Origin of the sequence: Nocardioides fonticola (assembly GCF_039536805.1) — a bacterium.
Taxonomy (GTDB): domain Bacteria; phylum Actinomycetota; class Actinomycetes; order Propionibacteriales; family Nocardioidaceae; genus Nocardioides; species Nocardioides fonticola.
This window is the reverse complement of record NZ_BAAAZH010000008.1, coordinates 188,127-210,832: the sequence shown is the minus strand read 5'-3', so window position 1 is coordinate 210,832 and position 22,706 is coordinate 188,127. Positions and strand designations below refer to the sequence as shown.

Annotated in this window: 21 protein-coding genes; 5 read left to right on the top strand and 16 right to left on the bottom strand. The window is 73.1% G+C overall.

Annotated elements, in window-relative coordinates:
- The first annotated feature begins 70 nt into the window (after positions 1 to 70).
- Together ABD671_RS05230 and ABD671_RS05225 are read left to right on the top strand one after the other, a co-directional pair.
- Positions 71 to 1,228 (top strand): Mrp/NBP35 family ATP-binding protein, encoded by a 1,158-nt coding sequence (locus tag ABD671_RS05230; RefSeq protein ID WP_344732193.1) that lies wholly within the window; start codon positions 71 to 73, stop codon positions 1,226 to 1,228.
- 67 nt (positions 1,229 to 1,295) lie between these two features.
- A complete protein-coding gene (locus ABD671_RS05225; protein ID WP_344732192.1) occupies positions 1,296 to 1,628 on the top strand; it encodes a sec-independent translocase in 333 nt (110 codons plus the stop codon).
- A gap of 28 nt (positions 1,629 to 1,656) precedes the next feature.
- Here ABD671_RS05225 and ABD671_RS05220 read toward each other — a convergent pair whose 3' ends face one another.
- A complete protein-coding gene (locus tag ABD671_RS05220; RefSeq protein WP_344732191.1) occupies positions 1,657 to 2,235 on the bottom strand; it encodes a hypothetical protein in 579 nt (192 codons plus the stop codon).
- A gap of 117 nt (positions 2,236 to 2,352) precedes the next feature.
- On the opposite strand from ABD671_RS05220, the gene ABD671_RS05215 reads away from it, so the two are divergent.
- Positions 2,353 to 3,210, top strand: a complete 858-nt coding sequence (locus ABD671_RS05215; RefSeq protein ID WP_344732190.1) for a LysM peptidoglycan-binding domain-containing protein — start codon at positions 2,353 to 2,355, stop codon at positions 3,208 to 3,210.
- Positions 3,207 to 3,818 (top strand): Rv3235 family protein, encoded by a 612-nt coding sequence (locus ABD671_RS05210; RefSeq protein WP_344732189.1) that lies wholly within the window; start codon positions 3,207 to 3,209, stop codon positions 3,816 to 3,818. The genes ABD671_RS05215 and ABD671_RS05210 overlap by 4 nt, the downstream gene beginning before the upstream one ends.
- A gap of 92 nt (positions 3,819 to 3,910) precedes the next feature.
- Here the strand turns inward: ABD671_RS05210 and secA are convergent, their stop codons facing one another.
- From secA to ABD671_RS05135, 15 genes are all read right to left on the bottom strand, one after another.
- A complete protein-coding gene (gene secA / locus ABD671_RS05205; RefSeq protein WP_344732188.1) occupies positions 3,911 to 6,682 on the bottom strand; it encodes a preprotein translocase subunit SecA in 2,772 nt (923 codons plus the stop codon).
- 63 nt (positions 6,683 to 6,745) lie between these two features.
- On the bottom strand, positions 6,746 to 7,972 hold the full coding sequence (locus ABD671_RS05200; RefSeq protein WP_344732187.1) for a winged helix-turn-helix domain-containing protein: 1,227 nt from the start codon (positions 7,970 to 7,972) through the stop codon (positions 6,746 to 6,748).
- Between the two features lie 43 nt (positions 7,973 to 8,015).
- Positions 8,016 to 8,693, bottom strand: coding sequence for a response regulator (locus tag ABD671_RS05195; protein ID WP_344732186.1), 678 nt, complete (start codon positions 8,691 to 8,693; stop codon positions 8,016 to 8,018).
- 141 nt (positions 8,694 to 8,834) lie between these two features.
- Positions 8,835 to 9,452, bottom strand: a complete 618-nt coding sequence (gene hpf / locus ABD671_RS05190; RefSeq protein ID WP_344732185.1) for a ribosome hibernation-promoting factor, HPF/YfiA family — start codon at positions 9,450 to 9,452, stop codon at positions 8,835 to 8,837.
- Positions 9,453 to 9,934: 482 nt separating this feature from the next.
- Entirely contained in the window at positions 9,935 to 10,726 is a 792-nt protein-coding gene (locus ABD671_RS05185; protein ID WP_344732184.1) for a ComF family protein, read from the bottom strand.
- Positions 10,727 to 10,807: 81 nt separating this feature from the next.
- On the bottom strand, positions 10,808 to 12,580 hold the full coding sequence (locus ABD671_RS05180; protein WP_344732183.1) for an LpqB family beta-propeller domain-containing protein: 1,773 nt from the start codon (positions 12,578 to 12,580) through the stop codon (positions 10,808 to 10,810).
- Entirely contained in the window at positions 12,577 to 14,283 is a 1,707-nt protein-coding gene (gene mtrB / locus ABD671_RS05175; RefSeq protein WP_344732182.1) for an MtrAB system histidine kinase MtrB, read from the bottom strand. Before mtrB ends, ABD671_RS05180 begins: the two co-directional genes overlap by 4 nt.
- Positions 14,255 to 14,989 (bottom strand): MtrAB system response regulator MtrA, encoded by a 735-nt coding sequence (gene mtrA, locus ABD671_RS05170; RefSeq protein ID WP_425574882.1) that lies wholly within the window; start codon positions 14,987 to 14,989, stop codon positions 14,255 to 14,257. Before mtrA ends, mtrB begins: the two co-directional genes overlap by 29 nt.
- 101 nt (positions 14,990 to 15,090) lie before the next feature.
- Complete coding sequence (gene ahcY / locus ABD671_RS05165) at positions 15,091 to 16,551, bottom strand: adenosylhomocysteinase (protein WP_425574886.1); 1,461 nt, start codon at positions 16,549 to 16,551, stop codon at positions 15,091 to 15,093.
- A 207-nt stretch (positions 16,552 to 16,758) separates the two neighbouring features.
- Entirely contained in the window at positions 16,759 to 17,703 is a 945-nt protein-coding gene (locus ABD671_RS05160) for a DUF808 domain-containing protein (protein WP_344732179.1), read from the bottom strand.
- Between the two features lie 78 nt (positions 17,704 to 17,781).
- Entirely contained in the window at positions 17,782 to 18,960 is a 1,179-nt protein-coding gene (locus ABD671_RS05155; RefSeq protein WP_344732178.1) for an acyltransferase family protein, read from the bottom strand.
- Between the two features lie 117 nt (positions 18,961 to 19,077).
- A complete protein-coding gene (locus ABD671_RS05150) occupies positions 19,078 to 20,118 on the bottom strand; it encodes a phosphoheptose isomerase family protein (protein ID WP_344732177.1) in 1,041 nt (346 codons plus the stop codon).
- 13 nt (positions 20,119 to 20,131) lie between these two features.
- Positions 20,132 to 20,311 carry a Trm112 family protein gene (locus ABD671_RS05145; protein WP_425574881.1) on the bottom strand — a complete coding sequence of 60 codons (180 nt, stop codon included), beginning with the start codon at positions 20,309 to 20,311 and terminating at the stop codon, positions 20,132 to 20,134.
- Complete coding sequence (locus ABD671_RS05140) at positions 20,308 to 21,717, bottom strand: phosphomannomutase/phosphoglucomutase (protein ID WP_344732176.1); 1,410 nt, start codon at positions 21,715 to 21,717, stop codon at positions 20,308 to 20,310. Before ABD671_RS05140 ends, ABD671_RS05145 begins: the two co-directional genes overlap by 4 nt.
- A gap of 87 nt (positions 21,718 to 21,804) precedes the next feature.
- Positions 21,805 to 22,173 (bottom strand): DUF3499 domain-containing protein, encoded by a 369-nt coding sequence (locus ABD671_RS05135; RefSeq protein ID WP_344732175.1) that lies wholly within the window; start codon positions 22,171 to 22,173, stop codon positions 21,805 to 21,807.
- A gap of 49 nt (positions 22,174 to 22,222) precedes the next feature.
- Between ABD671_RS05135 and ABD671_RS05130 the strand changes: the two genes are divergently transcribed.
- Positions 22,223 to 22,684 carry a metallopeptidase family protein gene (locus ABD671_RS05130; RefSeq protein ID WP_344732173.1) on the top strand — a complete coding sequence of 154 codons (462 nt, stop codon included), beginning with the start codon at positions 22,223 to 22,225 and terminating at the stop codon, positions 22,682 to 22,684.
- The last annotated feature ends 22 nt before the right edge of the window (positions 22,685 to 22,706 follow it).

The window sequence follows — 22,706 nt, the reverse complement described above, 5'->3', positions numbered from 1 at the left end:
GCGCGCCGGTCTCGTCGCCCGCCGCCCGATCAGGGGCGAGCGCCCCTCACCGCCTAGACTTGGCAGCATCATGAGCGCACCCCTCCTCGACCAGGTGAACGCCGCACTGGCGACCGTCAACGACCCCGAGATCAAGCGACCGATCACCGAGCTCGGCATGGTCTCCTCGGTCGAGGTCGGGGGCGACGGCGTCGTCCGGCTCACGGTGCTGCTCACCGTCGCGGGCTGCCCGCTGAAGGACACCATCAACCGCGACGTCACCGCCGCCGTCGGCGGCGTGCCCGGGGTCACCGGGGTCGAGCTGCAGCTGGGCGTCATGGACGACCAGCAGCGCGCCGCCCTGCGCGAGACGCTCGGTCAGGGTGCCGCCCAGCGCGAGATCCCCTTCGCCCAGCCGGGCTCGCTCACCAAGGTCTACGCGATCGCCAGCGGCAAGGGCGGTGTCGGCAAGTCCTCGATCACCGTCAACCTCGCCCTCGCGCTCGCCGCCGAGGGACTCAAGGTCGGCGTCGTCGATGCCGACATCTACGGCCACTCGGTGCCGGCGATGCTCGGCGTGGCCGACAGCCGGCCCACCCAGGTCGACGACCTCATCATGCCGGTGCCCACGGCCTCCGGCGTCTCGGTCATCTCCATCGGCATGCTCAAGCCGCGCCGCGACCAGGTCGTCGCCTGGCGCGGCCCGATGCTCGACCGGGCGCTGGTGCAGATGCTCGCCGACGTCTATTGGGGCGACCTCGACGCCCTCGTCCTCGACCTGCCTCCGGGCACCGGCGACATCGCGATCTCGTTGGGCCAGCACCTGCCCGGCGCCGAGGTGATCGTCGTGACCACGCCGCAGGAGGCCGCGGCCGAGGTGGCCGAGCGCGCCGGCACGATGGCCTCGATGATGCACCAGCGCGTCATCGGCGTCATCGAGAACATGAGCCACCTGCTGCACACCAACCCCGACGGTTCCCAGCAGCGCCTGGAGATCTTCGGCAGCGGCGGCGGCGAGCGGGTCGCTGCGACCCTCTCCCAGCGCTTCGGCTACGACGTCCCCCTGCTGGGCAGCATCCCGATCGATGTCGCCCTGCGCGAGGGCGGCGACGCCGGCAAGCCGATCGTGGAGTCCGACCCGACGGCCCCGGCCGCCCAGGAGCTCACGGCCATCGCCCGCACGCTGGCCGGACGCGGCCGCGGCCTGGCCGGCATGCAGCTCGGACTCACCCCGAGCAACCGGTTCTGACTCCGGATCCCGACGGTTTCCGGCCCACCCGGCACGCCGCCACCGGCTCTCCCCTAGGCTTCGTCCCGTGTTCGGTATCGGCTTCCTGGAGCTCGGCGTCATCGGCGTCGTCGCGATGGTGGTCTTCGGCCCCGAGCGCCTGCCCGATGTGGCCCGCCAGGCCGCGCGCATGCTCAACCAGGCCCGCAAGATGGCGCAGTCGGCCCGCGACGAGCTGCGCAGCGAGCTCGGACCCGAGTACGCCGACCTCGAGCTGCGCGACCTCGACCCCCGCCAGATCGTGCGCAAGCACATCATCGAGGCGATGGAGGACATCGACGGCGAGGACGACGACGTCCCCGCAGGGCTCCAGCCGCTCCTCGAGGGCGAGCGTCCGCCCTACGACCTCGAGGCGACCTGAGCCTGGCATCACCGGTGCGCCGGAGCCGTCAGGCCTCGCTGCTCGCCACCGCGACGATCGCCGACGTCGGCACCAGCACCGTCTCGCGTGAGCGCAGCTCGACGAAGTCGGCGCCGATGCGGGTGAGGACGCCATCGAGCCGCCCGCCGTCGGAGCGGAAGAGCGCGCACGGCGTCCGGGAGGCCGAGAGCCGGCGCAGGAACGAGGCCCAGCCGAGCCGGGCCAGCGGCGACCAGGCCACCTCGGGCACCGCCCGGGGCGACGCCCCGCCGACGGCGCGCACCGCGGCGTAGGGCACCACCCAGTCGCGGTCGGCGCGGGCCAGGTGCAGCCATCCGGCGGCGGCCCGCTCGAGTCGGCCCGCGAGCCACCCCATGCCCAGGACGTCGACGGCGACCTCGGTACCGACCGAGGCGAGCAGCCTCCCCGCGAGCGTCACCTGGGCGTACTCGCTCTGCGCGCGGTCGAGCAGGTCGAGCCCGCGCTCGGCGTCGTAGAGGGCCTCCGCGTGGTGTTCCAGGTCGGTGAGCACGTCCCACAGCCGCGACCATCCGGACTCCGGGCCGCCGGGGCCGCCCGGACCGCTCGCGCCACCGACGTCGCTCATGGCGCTCGCCTGCCCGCTCAGCGGCGCGGGAAACCTGTGGAGCAACCGTTGACGACGGCCACATCGAGGCGTTGACTGAAGCAAACAGACGCAAACGACACGATCTCGGGGTTGTCCATGCGGATCCTTCGCTGCTGCACGGTGCTCATCGCCGCCACGGGGGCTGCTCTCCTCGCCGCCCGTGCGCTGGTGACCTCGCTCCCCCGCGACCCCGGCACCGCCGATCCCGTGAGCGCGGCGATCGTCCTGCTCGCGACCCTCGCCCTGCTCGCCTGCCTGGTGTGGCTGTGGCTGTGCGTCACCGCCGTCGCGATCGACGCCCTCCGCCGACGCCCTGTGGGCGGCCGCTGGAGCCGGCGTGCGCCGGCGGGTCTGCGCCGGGCCGTCCTGGCCCTGTGCGGCGTCGCGGTCGGTACTGGGCTCGGCCTGGGTCTGGCGGTGCCGGCCGGAGCCGCCTCCGGCGGCCCGGCCGCGGGCGACCCCGGCGACCCCGGGCGCCCCGGCCTGCCGGTGAGCGCGCAGGCCACCCCGGCCGCCGCCGTCGATCTCGACGGCCTGCCGCTGCCGGTGCTGCCGCGCACCCCGTCCTCCCACGGCGTCCCCCGCCCGTCGGCGGGCCCGCCGTCGGGCCCGTCGGCGGGCCCGCCATCGACGCCGTCCCGCACGCCCGCGGCCATCTCCCCGACCTCCCCGGCCTCCCCGCACCCCGCACCGACCACCGCCCCGACCACCGGCCCGTCCACCGCCCCGGCCGAGGTGCGCCCGGAGGGCGGCCGGCACCGGGTGCGCCCCGGCGAGAGCCTGTGGTCGATCGCGGCCGACCTCCTCGGCCCGAGCGCCGACGACGCCGCGATCGCCGCGGCATGGCCCGCGCTCTACCGGGCGAACGCCGCCCACATCGGCGCCGATCCCGACCTCCTCCTGCCCGGAACCGACCTCACCCTGCCCGCCTCTCTCGGAAGGACCCCGCGATGACCACCCGACAGCAGTTCGCCCGCACCGGCACCCGCACCGACGCCCCCACCGACCCCACCGTCGTCCCGACGACGGCTCCCGACCGGACCGCCGGGGGCCGGGTCGTCGCCCTGCGCCGTCCGGTGCCCTTCGCGCCGGTGCAGGGCACCCTCGCCCTCGATCTCGGCATCGAGGAGAGCCTGCGCACCGAGCTCGTCGACGCACGTCCGGCGCCGGTCATCACCCTCACCGACCTCGAGGGCGGCGAGGCGATGCGACGCCTCCAGCGCGACGGCGAGCGCTGGGCGCGCCGCTACCTCCAGGCCGCGGTCGAGATCGCAGGCGGGGCCCGCCCCTCCAGCCAGCTGCTGCGCTGGACGACGCGCGAGGTGCACGCCGACCTCGATCGTCGCGGGCAGCTGGTCGCCCGGGCCGCCGGACGTCACCCCGGCGAGCACGGCCGTGCGGCGCTGGCCCCTACGATCATGAGCCTGCACCCCCACACCGTGCGCCGCGGCGTGCTGGAGGTCGCCGCACGGGTGCGCTACGGCGAACGCTGCCGGGCGGTGGCGGCGCGCTTCGAGCTGCGCCAGGAGCGGTGGGTGTGCACGGCCCTGGAGTTCGCCTGATCCGGCCGCGCCGCACGGACGAGGAAAGGCCCCGGACCGATCGGTCCGGGGCCTTCCTGCGTCGTGACGCGTGTCGTGATCGCCGCGGCGGTTCAGCCGTTGACGCGGGCGGTCAGGCCGGTCGGACCGCCCTGCGCGCCGTGGCACTGCTTGAACTTCTTGCCCGAGCCGCACGGGCATTTCTCGTTGCGGCCGGTGCCGGCGAAGGGATCCTCCACGGCCTCGGTGCGCACCTCGGTCTGGCCGGACTCCGTCGGCGCCGAGTAGGCCAGCTGCTGCGGCGTGCTCGGCTGGTCGAGACCCTTCGCCTTGATCTGCGGGGCGCCCTCGAGGGACTCCTCGACCGGCACGATCCCCTCGGGCTCCTCCTCGACGGTCACCTCGAGGTTGAAGAGGAACCCGACGGTCTCCTCCTTGATGCCGTCCATCATCGCGGCGAACATGTCGAAGCCCTCGCGCTGGTACTCCACGAGCGGGTCGCGCTGGGAGTAGGCGCGCAGGTAGATGCCCTCGCGCAGGTAGTCCATCTCGTAGAGGTGCTCGCGCCACTTGCGGTCGAGGACCGAGAGCAGCACGCGGCGCTCGAGCTCGCGCATGACCTCCTCGCCCATCGTCGCCTCACGGGCGTCGTAAGCGGCGTGGGCGTCCTCCTGCAGCAGGGCGATGAGCTCGTCGCGCTCGATGCCCTCGCGCCCGCCCGCGGCCTCCTCGACCTGGGCGACGGTGTGGCTGACCGGCCATAGCTGGCGCAGGTCGGTCCACAGCTGGTCGAGGTCCCACTGCTCGGCGAAGTCCTGGGTGGCGCCGGTGACGTACCCGGTGACGACGTCGTCGATGAAGCCCCGCACCTGCTCCTTGAGGTCGGCGCCCTCGAGCACCTGGCGGCGCTCGGCGTAGATCACCTTGCGCTGGCGGTCCATGACGTCGTCGTACTTGAGCACGTTCTTGCGCGACTCGAAGTTCTGCGACTCGACCTGGCCCTGGGCGTTGGCGATCGCGTTGGTGACGCGCTTGTTCTCGATCGGGACGTCGTCGGGGATGCGCAGCACCTGGAGCACCCGGTCGACCCAGTCGGACTTGAACAGCCGCATGAGCTCGTCTTGGAGCGAGAGGTAGAAGCGCGACTCGCCGGGGTCGCCCTGACGGCCGGAACGACCGCGGAGCTGGTTGTCGATGCGGCGCGACTCGTGTCGCTCGGTGCCGATCACGTAGAGACCGCCGAGCTCCTTGACCTCGTCGTGCTCGGCCGCGACCTGGGCCTTGACCTTCTCGACGGTGCCCGGCCAGGCGGCCTCGTACTCGTCGGCGGTCTCGCCCGCCGGCTCCAGGCCCCGCTTGCGCAGCTCCTGGTCGGCGAGGAACTCCACCGAGCCACCGAGCATGATGTCGGTACCGCGGCCGGCCATGTTGGTGGCGACCGTGACCGCGCCCTTGTGACCGGCCATCGCGACGATCTTCGCCTCGTCGGCGTGCACCTTCGCGTTGAGCACCGAGTGCGGGATGCCGAGCTGCTTGAGCTTGGCCGAGAGGTACTCCGACTTCTCGACCGAGACGGTGCCGACGAGGATCGGCTGGCCCTTCTCGTGCCGGGCGCGGATGTCCTCGGCGACCGCCTCGTACTTCGCCTCCTCGGTGCGGTAGACGAGGTCGGCCTGGTCGATGCGCAGCATCGGCTTGTTGGTGCGGATCGGCACCACGCCGAGGCCGTAGATCTTGTCGAACTCCGAGGCCTCGGTCATGGCCGTACCGGTCATGCCGGACAGCTTGTCGTAGAGGCGGAAGTAGTTCTGGAGGGTGACGGTGGCCAGCGTCTGGTACTCCTCGCGGACCTGCACGCCCTCCTTGGCCTCGATCGCCTGGTGGAGGCCGTCGTTGTAGCGGCGACCGGCGAGCATGCGGCCGGTGTGCTCGTCGACGATGAGCACCTCGCCGTTCATGACGACGTACTCCTTGTCGTTGCGGAACAGCTCCTTGGCCTTGATGGAGTTGTTCAGGAACGAGATGAGCGGGGTGTTCGCTGACTCGTAGAGGTTCTCGATGCCGAGGTAGTCCTCGACCTTGGTGATGCCGGGCTCGAGCACCGAGATGGTGCGCTTCTTCTCGTCGACCTCGTAGTCGACGTCGCGCTCGAGGCGACGGGTCAGCTTCGCGAACTCGGCGTACCACTTCACCTCGTCCTGCGTGGGACCGCTGATGATGAGCGGCGTGCGCGCCTCGTCGATGAGGATCGAGTCGACCTCGTCGACGACGGCGAAGTTGTGGCCGCGCTGCACGCACTCCTCGATCGAGGAGGCCATGTTGTCGCGCAGGTAGTCGAAGCCGAGCTCGTTGTTGGTGCCGTAGGTGATGTCGCAGTTGTAGGCCTCGCGCCGCGCATCGGGACGCATCTCAGGGAGGATCACCCCGGTGGTCAGGCCCAGGAAGTGGTGGACGCGGCCCATCATCTCCGACTGGTACTTCGCCAGGTAGTCGTTGACGGTGACGACGTGCACGCCCTTGCCGGAGATGGCGTTGAGGTAGGAGGGCAGCGTCGCGACGAGGGTCTTGCCCTCACCGGTCTTCATCTCGGCGATGTTGCCGAGGTGCAGGGCCGCTCCACCCATGATCTGGACGTCGTAGTGCCGCTGGCCGATGACCCGCTGGGCGGCCTCACGCACGGTCGCGAACGCCTCGGGCATGAGGTCGTCGAGGGACTCGCCGTTGGCGTAGCGCTCCTTGAACTCCGCCGTCATGCCGCGGAGCTCGTCGTCGGTCATCTTGACGAAGTCGTCCTCGATGGCGTTGACCGCCTGGGCGATGCCCTCGAGCTGGCGGATGATCTTGCCCTCTCCGATACGGAGGAGCTTGTCGAGAATCACGGGCACAGCGAAGACACTCCTAGCAGGTTGGCAGGCCTCACCACTCTACCCACGGGTGGTGGCGCGCACCTACGCGACGGGGTCGGCACCCGCGGCGAGTTCCATCCGCAGCGGGACGGCGAGGTCGCCGCGCTCCCCCACCACGACGTCGTCGAGGCCGAGCCATCCCGCGAGCCGCCGCAGTTCGAGGGCCAGCTCGGCGGCGGTGTCGGGGGGCGCGTCGTCCTCGCCGAACGCCCCCGGCACCAGCAGGACGCCGGCGCGCCGGTCGGCCTTGAGGTCGACCCGGGCCACGAGGCGGTCGCCGAGGAGGAAGGGCAGCACGTAGTAGCCGTGCACCCGGTCGGCGGGCGGCACGTAGATCTCGATGCGGTAGTGGAAGCCGAAGAGCCGCAGGGCGCGCTCCCGCTCCCAGACCACGGGGTCGAACGGGCTCAGCAGCGCCCGCGCCCCGACGCGGCGCGGACGTCGGGCCTCGGCGTGGAGGTAGGCCGGTCGCGACCACCCCTCGACCGCCACCTCGATCAGTTCGCCCGCCTCGAGGAGGTCGGCCACCGCCGCGCGGGTGCGGGCCAGGTCGGGCAGGCGGTAGTAGTCGCGCAGGCAGGGCAAGGTGGCGACCCCGTGACTGCGCGCCGCTCGGCGCACGAGCTCGCGTTCGGCGTCGTCGGCCGACAGCGCCGGCCGCGCGAGGATCTCGGGCGGGAGCACCCGCTCGGGCACGTCGTAGCGCAGCTCGAACTGCTGGTTGCGGCCGGCGACGGCCAGATCGCCGCTCATGTAGAGGAGGTCGAGCGCCTTGCGGGCCTCCGACCAGTTCCAGCCCCAGTGCTCGCGGCTGCGGACGCCGTCGTGGCCCAGGCGCGCCGAGACCTCGCGGGCGGTGGAGGGACCGTGGGCGGCGACGTCGTCGCGTACCCGGTCGGCGAGATCGGCCGGCACCTCGCGCCACCACTTGCCCTGCTGGGCCCGGTAGTGCTCCATCCGATGGGCCATCACCGGCCACAGATCGACCGGCATGAGCGCCTGCACATGGGCCCAGTACTCGACCAGGCGCCGCGGCCTGCTCTCCGCCGCGCGACGCAGCAGGTCGGGGTCGTAGGGGCCCATGCGGGAGTACAGCGGCATGTAGTGGGCCCGCTGGAGCACGTTGACCGAGTCGACCTGGAGGACGCCGGTGCGCTCGACCGTTCGCACCAGGGTGCGCATCGTCGGCGGGTCGTGCGGCCGGTCGCAGAAGCCCTGGGCCGCCAGGGCGATCCGCCGGGCCTGCGCGCGGGACAGCTGCTCGGTCACGGGCGGTACTCAAGCATGCGGCGCCGATGGTGCGAGGAGCCGATCACGGCAGGTCGAGCAGCTTCTCCTTGACCGCGTACATGACCGCCTCCATGCGCGAGTGCAGCTGGAGCTTCTCCAAGATGTTGCGCACGTGGTTCTTCACGGTGTTCTCGGAGATGAACAGCTCCTTGGCGATCTCGCGGTTGTTCATGCCGCGGGCCACCAGGCGCAGCACCTCGAGCTCGCGCTCGGTCAGGCGCAGGCCGGGCACGTGGGAGCGCTCGGGGCGGCTCATCTGCTTGAACTCGTCGATGAGCTTGACCGCCATCGAGGGCGAGATGAGCGACTGCCCGTCGGCGACCACGCGGATCGCCTGGGCGACCTCCTCGATCGAGGAGTCCTTGAGCAGGTAGCCCGAGGCACCGCTCTTGACGGCCTCGTACAGGTCGGCCTCCTCGTCGGAGACCGTCAGCATGATGATCTTGGCGGCCGGCACGGCCTCCTTGATCGCCAGGCAGGCCTCGATGCCGGTGCGCTTGGGCATCCGGATGTCGAGCAGGACGACGTCGGGCGCGGTGGCCGCGGCCAGCGAGGTGCCCTCGACGCCGTCGCCGGCCTCGCCGACGACCTCGATGCCCTCCTCGACGCCGAGCAGCATGGTGAGCCCTCGCCGGAAGAGCTCCTGGTCGTCGACGACGACGACACGGATCTGATCGGCGGGGAGCGGCTCGGACGTCACGGGCGCATCATGGCACGTCCGGGCCCCTCACGGACGCCCGCGGGCCAGAAACCGCCGGTGCCCCGTAGTCCGTTGGGACTACGGGGCACCGTGACGAGGGCTGCCGGGGCCGGTCGGCCCCGGCAGGGACTCAGCCGGGACTCAGCCGTCGACCTCCAGCGCGATCACGCCGTAGTCGTAGCCGCGACGCCGGTAGACGACCGAGGGGCGCTCGCTCTCCTTGTCGACGAAGAGGTAGAAGTCGTGGCCGACCAGCTCCATCTCGTAGAGGGCCTGGTCGAGGGTCATCGGCGCGGCGAGGTGGGTCTTCTCCCGCACGATGAGCGGACCGTCGCCGGTGACCGTGATCGGACCGACCTGGCGCTCGAGCACCGGCTCCTCCTCCATGACCTCGGTCAGGAGCGGGCCCACGTCGGCGAGCGCCTGGCCCACCGAGACCGGGGTACGGCGTCCGCGGTGGACGCGACGCCGGTCGGCGGCGCGCCGCATCTGGGCGGCCATCTTGTCGACCGCGAGGTCGAGGGCGCCCATCTTGTCGTCGGCGGCCGCCTCGGCCCGGATGACCGGCCCCTTGGAGAAGGCGGTGAGCTCGACGTGGACGGCGTGGTCGTGCTGACGGGGGTTGGGTTCGCAGTCCACCTCGACGTGGACCCGCATGATGCGATGGTCGTGCTTCTCCAGCCGAGCGAGCTTCTCGGAGACGTGCTGTCGGAACGAGTCCTTGATCTCGCAGTGGCGTCCGGTGACGACAACTTCCATGAGAACCTCCCTAGCGCGCCGCCATGGCGCGGTGTTGGTGGCGTCGGGCGTACGTCGTCCCTGATGACGACGACGGCGGCGCGCCCGGGACCTGCGTCCCGCGCACGCCGCCGCGTACCCGTGTGGATGGAGTCCGTCCGGCCGACCTGGTCTTCGACCCCACAATCGCCTGCTGAGGCTTCCGCAGCTCATCTGCCACTCTGGGCGCCACTACCGGCCTTCTCCCGGCGCCGGCCATATCTGATGGCCGGGACGAGGCAGGACTTACGTCTAAGCCGCACCGTGATCGGCGGACCCGGGTGACCCCGGCTCGCGCCTTACGTGGACCGTTTCGCCTGCGACTGGCATCGGCTTGCCGCGGGGGCGTCCGGACTCGCCGGCGCGCCCCGACGACGCAACCACGGACCCGAACGGACTCCATGACGAGACGATAGGCGCATCGGGGTGCGGACGGAAGGGACCTCGGCACTCTCCTGCCGTCCTCACAGGTGGTTCTTCGTCGACCGATCGGCCGATGGCGCATCCGCCGGGCTCGCCTGCCGCGGCGGGGAGGGCGGACGGCGTCGCGGGGTCACCGCGATCGCCGCGATGCCGAGCACCGGCACCCCCACCGCGGTCAGGGCGCGGTGCGCCTCGCGCACGGTGCTGCCGGTGGTGAGGACGTCGTCGCACACGACCGCGTAGCCCGCCGTGCCGCCCCGGGCCGCTCGGCGCAGACCGCGGGCGGGACACCAGAACGCCCCGGCCAGGTTGGCCGACCGCGCCTCGACGTCGAGCTCGCCCTGATCGCGCAGACCGGGGCGGGTCGCCAGCAGCGGCGCCGCCCGCACCGGCCGCTGCCCTCGGAGCGACCGGGCGGCCCGGGTGACGATGCGGGCCATCGGGTCGTGGCCTCGTGCCCGGACCGAGCCCGGACGGGAGGGGACGCCGACCAGCAGGAGCGGCGCACCGGGCGGCGCGAGGTCGTCGACGGCGCGGGCGAGCAGGTCGCCCAGCGGAGCGGCCAGTGCGAGGACACCGCGCTCCTTGTGGGCCAGCACGGCGGGCGCGATGTCGGGGTAGGCGAGCATCGCCCGGGCCGGCACCGGCAGGTCGAGTGCGGCGGCGGTCGGCGGGTCGAGGGTCAGCGCGAGCACCCGACGGCGACAGGCGCGGCACCAGGCACGGCCGGGGGTTCGGCAGAACACGCAGTGCTCGCCGCGCACGAGATCGCGGGCGGCGTCGCCGAGCCAGCCGGCGGTGCGTCCGCGCGCCGTCGCCTCCCGCCCCTCCACTCCGCCGATGCCACCACCTCGCGGGAGCGGCGGCAACCGGGCGGCGGCGGCCCTGTGGAGGGGACGGGCCGTGGCCGGCGCTCAGCCGACGTAGGTGAACGCGGCGACGCCGCCCCGCGGCAGCCGGGTGCCGCGGCCGGCCCGACTCAGGTCGACCAGTTCGTCGGCGGTCAGCGCGTAGAGCGCCTGGCTCGGGTCCGGGGAGCCGACGAGGGAGCGTCCGCCGGTGACGGTCGTGCTCAGGCCCTGCGCGCCGGTGGGCGACCCGTCGACGCCGATGGTGTCGACCCGCGTGAGGCCGTCGCCGATCCGGCGCAGCACCGCGAGGGCGTTGTCGGAGTACCAGGCGACGTCGAGGATGCGGCCGGGCTGGTCGTCGGTCGGCAGCGTGCGGGCGGGCAGCACCCGCAGGATGCGGTCGTCGGCGCTGGCGGCCACGCGGGCGACCACGAGGCGCGACCGGTCGCCGGTGCCCACGATGGCGACGATGCGCGAGCCGTCGCGCGAGACCAGCATCCGTCGGACGTCGGCACCGCTGACGCCGGGCACGGTGACCTCCTTCAGCGGCGCCGCCGACCCGCCGCGGCCGGTGAGCACGACCGCCCGGCCACCCGCCCGGTCGACGTCCCACAGGCGTCCGCCGACGGTCCAGGCGGGCGGCAGCAGGTCGGCGCCAGAGGCGCGGTCGGTGACCGGGGTGAGCGTGCCCGAGCGGGTCGGGCCGGTGAGCAGCCGCGTGCCGTCGCCGGTGACGGCGGCCGCGGAGGCGCCGTCGAGAGCGACCGCAACCGAGCGCAGCCCGCGACCGGGCCGGCTGAGCGGACCGTCGAGCAGGTCGAGGGAGTCGGCGGGGCCGGCGACCAGGCGGCCGTCCAGCAGGCCGTAGAGGACGCCGCTGGCATCGGCACTGCCGGCGTCGAAGGAGGAGCCGGTGCCGACCTCGACCCGGTCGGCGCCCCCGGCCATCCGCAGCAGCGTGCCGTTGAGCACGACCTGCACCGCCAGCACGCGGGGATCCTGGCGCATCGTCCAGGCGAGTTGGGCGACCATGAGGGCCGTCTGCTCGGCCGACATCGGGGGCACCTCGCCGGTCAGCGCCACGCGCGCCAGCCCCTGAGCATCGACCGGTACCGAGAGCGCGAGCTCGAGCCCCGCGGGGATGAAGGTCTGCTCGACCCCGGACAGACCCGGCGCCGGGCCGCGCAGCAGGGCCCGCACGAGCATGCTCGCCCGGCTCTCCCCCACCGGCGCGACGACGGGCTCGGGCACGAACGTGCGACCCGCCGGGTCGAAGAAGTAGAGGTCGGCCGGGGTGAACCGCGGCTCGAACCAGCTGCGCACGACGACGAGCGCGTTCGGGGGGTCGGCGATGCGGAACTCGCCGTCGACGTAGGCGAGCCGGAAGCGCAGCACCGCGGCCGCGGGGTCGAGGCGACCGCGCCACGCGCCGGCGGCGTCGTACCGGTCGGCGTCGGTGAGGCGCACCTCGATCTGGCTGGTACCGGTCGGCTCGCTGCGGTCGGCGTAGACGATCGTGCTGCGCTCGGGTTGCCACGAGGCGCGTGCGTCGGGCGTGAGGTACTCCTTGGCCACGGTCGTGGAGACCGGACTGGCCTGCATCGCGTCGAGGAAGCCGCGGACGATCTCACCGGGACCCGCCCCCGGGGTGGGCGGCTCGGGGTCGATCGCCGGCACGCCTTCGGCCAGGACGTCGCCGGGCACCGTGCCGGTCGAGCGGATCGGCCCGCTCTCGGGCACCCGCACGCAGCCCGCGGCGAGGAGCACCGTCAGGGCGAGGACGACGAGCGCGGCGGCGTGACGGCGGCCGCGGGCGCGACGGAGGTGCCGCGTCACGCGACCGGCTCCGTGACGTCGTCGGGCACGAGCGGCAGCGGACTGCGGCGCAGCGGGCCGCGCACGTAGCGCGGCAGCGTGAGGCGGAAGAGGGCGCCCTGGCCCGTGCGTCCCCACGCCTGGAGCCATCCGCCGTGCAGGGTGGCGTCCTCGAGTGCGATGGCGAGTCCGAGACCGGTCCCGCCGGTGGTGCGGGCGCGGGCCGGGTCGGCGCGCCAGAACCGGTTGAACACCATGGCGGCCTCCCCCGGCGCGAGACCGACGCCGAAGTCGCGCACGGAGATCGCGGTGGCGTCGGCGTCGGCGCCCACGCGGATCACGACCGTCGCCGGGCGCTCGGGCGTGCCGGGCCCCGCGTGGTCGATGGCGTTGGTGACGAGGTTGCGCACGATGCGCTCGATGCGGCGTCCGTCGGCCTCGGCCACGCACGGCGTCTCGGGGGCCTCGGGCGCCTCGACGACCAGTCGCACCGACCGCTGGTCGGCGAGGGTCTGGTAGGCGTGCGCGGTGCGCCGGGCGACCTCGGCGAGGTCGAGGTCCTCGACGTCGAGCACGACGACACCGGCGTCGAAGCGGCTGATCTCGAGGAGGTCGACCAGCAGGGTCTCGAACCGGTCGAGCTCGGTCTGGAGCAGCTCGGCGGCGCGGGCGGTGACGGGGTCGAACGCGGCGCGGGCGTCGTGCAGGACGTCGCCGGCCATCCGCACCGTCGTCAGCGGCGTGCGCAGCTCGTGGGAGACGTCGGAGGTGAAGCGACGCTGGACGCGGCTGAGCTCCTCCAGCTGGCGGATCTGACGCTGGAGGTTGGTGGCCATCTGGTTGAACGACATCGCCAGTCGCGCGAGGTCGTCCTCCCCCCGCACGAGCAGGCGCTCCTGGAGCCGCCCGGCGGCCAGGCGCTCGGCGACCTGGCGGGCCATCCGGATCGGCGTGACCACCTGGCGGGTCACGACCCAGCCCACCCCCGCCACGAGCACCAGCAGCAGCGCCCCCGCGGTGAGCAGCGCCCGGGTGACCAGGGCGAGGGTCTTCTGCTCCTCCTCCATCGGGAAGAGCAGGTAGAGGGTGTAGGTGCGCGAGTCGGCCGGGAGGGTGAGCTGGGAGCCGACGACGATGCCCGGCTCGGCGGTGCGCACCCCGTCGATCTCGCGGCGGATCGTGGTGAAGGTCCACGCCGGTGGCGCACCCGGCTCCGCGAACCGCCGCGCCAGGGCGGCCGGGACGCTCGAGCGGTCGAGGCCCGGCGTGTAGGTCGCGCCGCCCACGCCGTCGCCGGTCTGCGGAGCGGCGAGGATGACGACGTACCCGCGGCTCTCGCCGCGCTGGATGATCGGGGCCGCAAGATCCTTCTGCTGGTCGGCGGCGTCGGTGTCGGTGCCCAGGACGGCGGTGAGCCGGGTGCGGGCGTCCTCGGTCTCGCTCGCGGCCTCCGCCACGGCGGTGTCGACCCGCTGGTCGACGAGGCCGTCGCGGGTCTGGCGCAGCAGCAGCCAGCCGACCACGGCGACGATGAGCGCGGAGAGCACCACGGTGCTGACGACGACCCGCGCCTGGATCGACCGGCGCCAGAAGGTCAGGGTGCGGCGCAGGCCCGCACCCCAGGCGCGGCGCGCGACGGTGCGTCCGGCCCGGGCAGGGCCGGCGCGGCCGGGACGCGCCCCCGGGGCCGCCGGCTCAGACGCCGCCGGCCTTGTATCCGACACCACGGACGGTCACGACGATCTCGGGGTTCTCGGGGTCGTGCTCGACCTTGGCGCGCAGCCGCTGCACGTGCACGTTGACCAGGCGGGTGTCGGCGGCGTGGCGATACCCCCAGACCTGCTCGAGCAGCACCTCGCGGGTGAACACCTGCCACGGCTTGCGGGCCAGGCAGACGAGCAGGTCGAACTCGAGCGGGGTGAGGCTGATCGGCTCGCCCTGGCGGGTCACGCGGTGACCGGCGACGTCGATCGAGAGGTCGCCGATGGCGAGCGTCTCGGCCTGCGGGTGCGCGACGTTCTCGAGGCGGCGCACGCGGGCCCGGATGCGCGCGATGAGCTCCTTGGGCTTGAACGGCTTGACGACGTAGTCGTCGGCGCCGGACTCCAACCCGACGACGACGTCGACGGTGTCGCCCTTGGCGGTGAGCATGACGATCGGGACGCCGGACTCCGCGCGGATCTCCTTGCAGACGTCGATGCCGTCGCGTCCGGGCAGCATCAGGTCGAGGAGCACGAGGTCGGGCCGGTAGTCGCGGAACTCCTCCAGGGCGAGGTCGCCTCGGGTGCACATGCGGGAGTCGAAGCCCTCTTGGCGCAGGACGATGGTGAGCATCTCGGCCAGTGAGGCGTCGTCGTCGACGACGAGCACCCGACCCTTGACGGGCAGCTCGGCGCTGCCCGGGGTCGCGGGGTGGGTCATGGTGTCCATCTTGGCATCCGTCCGGCTGGAACGCGTGAGGGGCGGGCCCACCGTGGTGGACCCGCCCCTCACGGAGCCGTGCTGATGCCGGTCGCGACCGGCGTCCGGCGTCAGTAGCGGTACTGGTCGGACTTGTACGGGCCGGAGACCTCGACGCCGAGGTAGGCGGCCTGCTGCTCGCTCAGGGTGGTGAGCTTGACGCCGAGGGCGTCGAGGTGGAGCCGGGCGACCTCCTCGTCGAGGTGCTTGGGCAGCACGTAGACGCCGGTCGGGTACTCCTCGGGCTTGGTGAACAGCTCGATCTGGGCGAGCACCTGGTTGGTGAAGGAGTTCGACATCACGAACGACGGGTGGCCGGTGGCGTTGCCGAGGTTCATGAGGCGACCCTCGGAGAGCACGATGATCGCGTGCTCGTCGCGCTCGGCGGTGGCCGGGAAGGTCCACACGTCGACCTGCGGCTTGACCGTCTTGCGCACGACGCCGGGGAAGGACTCCAGGCCGGCCATGTCGATCTCGTTGTCGAAGTGGCCGATGTTGCCCAGGATCGCGTTGTGCTTCATCTTCGTCATCTGCTCGACCGTGACGACGTCGCGGTTGCCGGTGGCGGTGATGATGATGTCGGCGATGTCGAGGACGTCGTCGAGGGTGGAGACCTGGTAGCCGTCCATCGCCGCCTGGAGGGCGCAGATGGGGTCGATCTCGGTGACGATGACGCGGGCGCCCTGGCCGCGCAGCGACTCGGCGCTGCCCTTGCCGACGTCGCCGTAGCCGCAGACGACCGCGACCTTGCCGCCGATGAGGACGTCGGTGGCGCGGTTGATGCCGTCGACGAGGCTGTGCCGGCAGCCGTACTTGTTGTCGAACTTCGACTTGGTGACCGAGTCGTTGACGTTGATGGCGGGGAAGAGCAGCGAGCCCTCGCGCATCATGTCGTAGAGGCGGTGGACGCCGGTGGTGGTCTCCTCGGTGACGCCGCGGATCGCCTCGGCGACGTTCGTCCAGCGGTCGCTGGAGGTCTTCAGGCTGGCCTGGAGGGCCTCGAAGATGACCTTCTGCTCGGCGCTGGTGGCCGAGGCCGGGTCGGGGGCGATGCCGTTCTTCTCCATGTCCAGACCGAGGTGGACGAAGAGCGTGGCGTCGCCGCCGTCGTCGAGGATCATGTTGGCGAACTGGGGGTCGCCGTTCTCGTCGTCGGGCCACAGGAGGATCTGCTGGGTGCAGTCCCAGTACTCCTCGAGGGTCTCGCCCTTCCAGGCGAACACCGGGACGCCCTGGGGGTCCTCCGGCGTGCCGTTCGGGCCGACGACGACGGCGGCCGCGGCGTGGTCCTGGGTGGAGAAGATGTTGCACGAGGCCCAGCGCACGTCGGCACCGAGCGCGACCAGCGTCTCGATGAGCACCGCGGTCTGGATCGTCATGTGCAGGGAGCCGGCGATCTTGGCGCCCTTGAGCGGCTGGGACTCGGCGTAGCGCGCGCGCATCGCCATGAGCCCGGGCATCTCGTGCTCGGCGAGGGTGATCTCGGCCCGGCCGTAGTCGGCGAGCGAGAGGTCGGCGACCTTGAAGTCCATTCGGTTGTTCTCCTCGATGAGGGGTGTCGCAGCGTCTGCGTCGCGCATCTGCGCATCTGAGGGATCTCCCACGCGGACCCTCCCAATGTAGGGCGACGGTGGAGCCGATGGGGAATCCTCGGCCGCTCCGGCTCCGAACACCATGCGGCGTGGTGGCGAGGACGGCGGGACCTCCGGCGGGGGCTCCCGGCGGGCCCCGCCGACCGTTCAGTGCGAGCGGCGCGGCACCAGGTGCATGACGAGGACGACGACCGCGCCGACCACCAGGCCGACCACCGCGGACGCCGCGGTGTTGGTCAGCCAGCCGAGGACCGCCCCGGCGCCGTGCACCGCGTCGTGGGCCTTCTCCTCGAGGTGGTGCACGGTCTCGTAGGGCCAGTGCCAGCCCAGATCGTCGGCCCCGACGACGAGGATGTGACCGCCCACCCAGAGCATGGCGGCGGTGCCGACGACCGAGATCGCGGCGAGCAGCCGCGGCATGCCGGCCACGAGACCCCGGCCGATGCGCCCGGCCAGGGCGGTGCCGCGTTCGACGAGTCGCAGGCCGACGTCGTCCATCTTCACGATGAGGGCGACGACGCCGTAGACGAGCACGGTGATGGCGAACGCGACCACCACCAGGATCGCCAACCGGGCGAGGAAGGACTGGTCGGCCACCTCGTCGAGGGCGATGACCATGATCTCGGCCGAGAGGATGAGGTCGGTGCGGATGGCGCCGGCGATGAGGGTGCGCTCGACCTCCGCGGGGTCGCTCGCCGCAGCGGCGTCGCCGTGGCTCTCCTCGCCGTGGTGGCCGCCGCCGAGGCGCTCCCAGATCTTCTCCGCGCCCTCGAAGCACAGGAACGTGCCGCCGGCCATGAGGATCGGCGTGAGGGCACCGGGCAGGAACTGCGAGAGCAGCATGGCCGCGGGCAGGATGATGAGCAGCTTGTTGCGCAGGGAGCCGACGGCGATGCGCTTGATGATCGGCAGCTCGCGCTCGGCAGCGACCCCGTGCACGTACTGGGGGGTCACGGCGGTGTCGTCGACGACCACGCCCGCGGCCTTGACGCTCGCGCGGCCGGCGGCGGCGCCGACGTCGTCGACCGAGGCGGCCGCGAGCTTCGCGAGCGCTGCGACGTCGTCGAGCAGGGCGAACAGGCCCCCGCTCATCGCCGCGCCCCGGTACGGCCGCTGGTCGGCTCGCTCGTGCGGGGATCCGGCGTGAGGGTCGGGGCGGCGATCACGCGCTCAGCGTAGTGGGCCGCCCGCCCTCGCGTGGTCGGCGTCGGCGATCCGGTCGCGCAGCTCGCGGCCCAGCCGGTCGGCGTGGCGCCGCGCCGTGGCGGCCGCGTGCGCCTGCTCGAAGCGCTGCTCGGCCAGGCCCAGCGGATCGACGGCGTGCTGGAGGCGGCGGGCCACCGGCGGGGAGGCCAGGAGGAGCGCGAGGCCGATCGCACCGAGGGTGGTGACCACGAACGCGGCGCCGGGGTGGTCGGCGATGCGCTCGGGGTAGCCGCCGTACTCGAGGCTCTTGATGGCGAAGCCGTGGAAGAGGTAGACGACGAGCGTCCACGCGCCCATCCGGGAGAACCAGCCGCCCACGGCCGGCACCAGGCTCAGGAACGACGCGGCACCGATCAGGCCGACCGTCAGGACCCCCGCCCGGATCACCATCGCGTGGGTGTCGCTGACGTCGAGCAGCGCGTAACGCGAGCGGTAGTAGAGCCACTCGGTGCTGGCGAAGCGGTCGGTGAACCGCGTGACCCAGAAGACCCCGGCGAGACCGACGACGCCGGCCACCCGCGCGAGCGGGGTGCGCAGCAGTGCGAGGTGCTCGCGTCGGGCGTGGAGGCCGAGCACGAAGAACGGCAGCAGGCCGACCACCCGCGCGAGGTCGAGGGTGTCGCCGGCGTAGGCGCCGGCGATCAGGCTCACGCCCACTGCGACGGCCACGGCCACGGCCCCCGGCAGCGGCCGGAAGACCGGGGTCAGCAGCCGCCAGAAGAAGAGGGCCGAGAGGTACCACATCGGCCAGTGCGGATCGCGGAACAGATCCTGCAGGTGCTCGCCCCCGACGTAGACCCGGAAGAGCGCGAGGGCCCCCTCGAAGACGACGTAGGGGACGACGACGGTGCGCAGCAGCTGCCACATCCGCGCCGGCGTGTAGGCGAAGCTGCGCGAGAGGTAGCCGGTGACGAAGACGAACGCCGGCACGTGCCAGGCGTAGAGGAAGTCGTAGAGGTGGTCGCGCTGCGGACTGGCCGGCAGCAGCACCCAGGAGTGGCCGACGACGACCAGCGTGACCAGCGCCATCTTGGCGTTGTCGAACCACGGGTCGCGGGGCTGTGCCGCGGGCGTCGTGGCACCCGCCGCCGTGGCGCTCGGGGTCCTCGGGAGCGTCGGGGTCGTCCGGGTCGTCGAGGGCATGGAGGTCTGCCTACCCGGCCCTCCTGAGAGGAAACCGCAGCCCACCCCGAGGTGGACTGTGGGATGTGCCTCACTCCCCCGGTACCGCTCCCCGACGGGCGCGGCCGCCCAGGGGCGTCAGTCGTCGACCAGTCCCACCCGCAGGTACTCGGCGGTGTAGAGGCCGGTCAGCAGCAGCGAGGCGTACCGGCCGACCTCGCTGCGACCGGCGGCGGTCTCGTCGGTGGTGATCCACTCGGTGCGGACGCCGCGACCCGACGCGGTCTCCTCCAGGCGGCGGCGATGGGCGCCCAGCACCGGGTCGTCGCTGCCGTCGTCGAGGATGAGCAGGGTGGGCCGCAGCTCGCCCGAGCCGTCGGCGAACGGGTCGTCGAAGACCGTGCGGGCGCGGGTGGCCTCGAGCACCGGGAGCACCTGATCGACGTCGCCGGCGACCGCGGCACGACCCGTGGCGCGGCGGATCGACTCCGCGACCCGGCGGGCGGCCCGGGCCGCGAGGGCCGAACCGCCCCAGAGCACCGGGTTGGTGTCGGCCAGGGCGATCGCCAGCATCTTGGCCGGGTTGACGTCGAGGTCGCGGTGCGGCGAGCAGGAGATGGCGACGGCGTCCATCGCGGTGGCGACGCTCTCGGCGTCGGTCTGCGGACCGAGCTCGATGCGGCACAGGAACTGCAGCACCAGCACCGCGGTGGCGAGCTGGTCGGCGCTCGAGGTGGGCAGCAGGGTGGTCCAGCGGCCGGTGGCGTGCTCGGCGACCAGCGAGGTGGGCGGACACGCGACGACGACCTGGCACCCGCGGCGCACGGCCTCGGCGACCGCGGAGGCCGTCGCCGGGTCGTCGCCGTCGGGGGCGAGCACGACGACGAGGTCGAGGCTGCCGGCCCATCCGGGCAGCGCCGGGCCGGGCCAGGCGACGAACGGCACCGGGCACCACGGCTCGAGGACGGCGCGCAGCAGACGGGAGTCCGGGCCGGCCGCGACGACGGCGCGGGGCCGGTCGAGATCGCGGGCCCGTGCGACGGCGTCCTCGACGGCGTCGGCGGCCAGGGCGGCCTCGCGGCGCACGCGGGCGCCCGACTCTGCCAGGGTGCGCAGCCGCAGGTCGACCAGCGCGAGCGCGCCGGGGTCGTCGAGTCGCGCTTCGTCGAACCAGGTCACGCCGACCGCCCGATCACGGCCGCCGGGCCTCGTCGACGAGCAGCACCGGGATGTCGTCGCGCACGGGGTAGGCCAGCCCGCAGCCGGTGCACACCAGCTCGGCCGCGGCCTCCTCGACCCGCAGGTCGCCGTGGCAGTCGGGGCACACGATCACCTCGAGCAGGGCGGGGTCGAGGTGCAGCGGCTCGGTCATCGGTCTCCTCCGCGGATGTGGGCCAGGACCTCGTCCCGGATCGCGGCCATGGTGGCAGCGTCGCGGCCCTCGGCGTTGAGGCGCAGCAGCGGCTCGGTGTTCGAGGGTCGCACGTTGAAGGCCCAGTCGGCGTGGGCGACGCTCAGGCCGTCGAGGCGGTCGGTGGTGACGCCCTCGCGCGAGCCGTAGAGCTCCTCGAGGCGCGCGATGACGGCGGCCGGGTCGTCGACGGTCGAGTTGATCTCGCCGCTGAGCGGGTAGCGCTCGTAGGCCGCGAGCAACGCCGAGAGCGGCTGGTCGGTCTCAGCCAGGGCGGCGAGCGCGTGCAGCGCCGCGAGCATGCCGGAGTCGGCGCGCCAGAAGTCGCGGAAATAGAAGTGGCCGGAGTGCTCGCCGCCGAAGACGGCGTCGGTCTCGGCCATGGTGGCCTTGATGAAGGAGTGGCCGACCCGGGTGCGCACGGGGGTGCCGCCGTGCTCGCGGACGATCTCGGGCACCGCGCGGCTGGTGATGAGGTTGTGGATCACCGTGGAGCCGGGCTCCTTGGCCAGCTCGCGGGCCGCGATGAGCGCCGTCAGGGTGGACGGCGAGACCGCCTCGCCGCGCTCGTCGACGAGGAAGCAGCGGTCGGCGTCGCCGTCGAAGGCCAGGCCGATGTCGGCGCCCTCGGCGAGCACGCGGGCCTGGAGGTCGCGGAGGTTCTCGGCCTCGATCGGGTTGGCCTCGTGGTTCGGGAAGGTGCCGTCGAGCTCGAAGTACATCGGCACGATCTCGACCGCGTCATCGCCGAGGCGGTCGAAGACGGCGGGCGCGGTGTAGCCGGCCATCCCGTTGCCCGCGTCGACGACGACCTTGAGCCGCCGCCCCGACACGGGAGCCAGCGACAGCAGGTGCGCGGCGTAAGCGGCCAGGACGTCGTGCTCGCTGATCGAGCCGATACGGCCCGACGGCGGGTGCTCGGCGCCGGCGAGGTCGGCGATCACCAGGTCGCGGATCTCGGCCAGACCGGTGTCGAGGCCGATCGGCTGGGCGTAGGCGCGGCACATCTTGATGCCGTTGTACTGGGCGGGGTTGTGGCTGGCGGTGAACATCGCCCCCGGCAGACCGAGGTGGCCGGAGGCGAAGTAGAGCTGGTCGGTGGAGGCCAGGCCGATCATGACGACGTCGGCGCCGGCGCTCGTGGCGCCGTCGGCGAACGCACCGGCGAGACCGGGCGAGCTGGGCCGCATGTCGTGACCGACGACGACCTGGGTCGCCCCGGTGACCTGGACGTAGGCCCGGCCGGTGGCCCGGGCGAGGTCGTCGTCGAGCTGTTCGGGAACGAGTCCGCGCACGTCGTAGGCCTTGAAGACCGCGGTGACGTCAGCGGATCGTGCGTCGGCGCGCAGGGCGTCGGTGTCGGCCATGGGCCCGACCCTATAGCCCTGCGATGACATCGGTGTTGCCGCCCCGCGAGGCGCACCGAGCGCACCTGGCACCCGCGCTGGCGAGGGTCAGGAGTCGGGGCTCAGCACGCGCAGGTGCCCGCGGCGCGCGGTCTCGCGACCGGTCTCGGCGCCGGGCTCGACCTCCACCCGCTGCGGGCGCAGCGGCCGCGCGGCCTCGCGGACGGCGTCGGCCAGGGCGAGCAGGTCGTCCTCGCTCGGGCCGTGCGCGGCGGGGTCGACGGCGAGACGCAGCACCTCCCAGCCGCGCGGGGCCGAGAGCCGCTCGCTGTGGAACTCGCACAGGTCGTAGGCGTGCGGCTCGGCGTAGGTGGCGAGCGGGCCCAGCACCGCGGTCTGATCGGCGTACACGTAGGTGAGCGTCATCACCGCGGGCCGCCCGCACGCGGTGCGAGAGCAGCGGCGCGTGGAGGTCACGACCCCGACGGTACCGGCCCGGAGCGGGCAGGCCGTTTAGGCTCGCGGCATGACCGCAGCGGCACCCGGCGACCGGACCTCCGACGCGACGCCGCGCCGCACCCGCGACCGTCGCGGTCGCGGCATGCGGGGCCCGGGCGTGCTGCCGCGGGTGGCGGGCACCCCCGAGCTGCGCACCGCGCGGGAGCGGTTCGACGACCTGGTGCTCGCGGTCGTCACCGAGATCGACGATCGCTGGCAGGACCGGCTCGGCCTGGTCGAGTACGCCGTCGAGGACACCCCGCAGGTGCCCGACGACTGGGACAGCGTCACCGTGCCGCTCTCCTCGCTCGTGCGCGGCACGGCCGGGCGCCCGACTCGGCTGGTGGTCTTCCGGCGCCCGATCGAGCACCGCTGCGAGACCCGCTCGGACCTCGAGGCGCTCGTGCGCACCGTCGTGGTCGAGCAGGTGGCCGAGCTGCTGGGCATCGATGCCGAGGACGTCGACCCGCGCTACCGCGGCACGGACTGACCGCCCCGGCTGACCGGCCCGG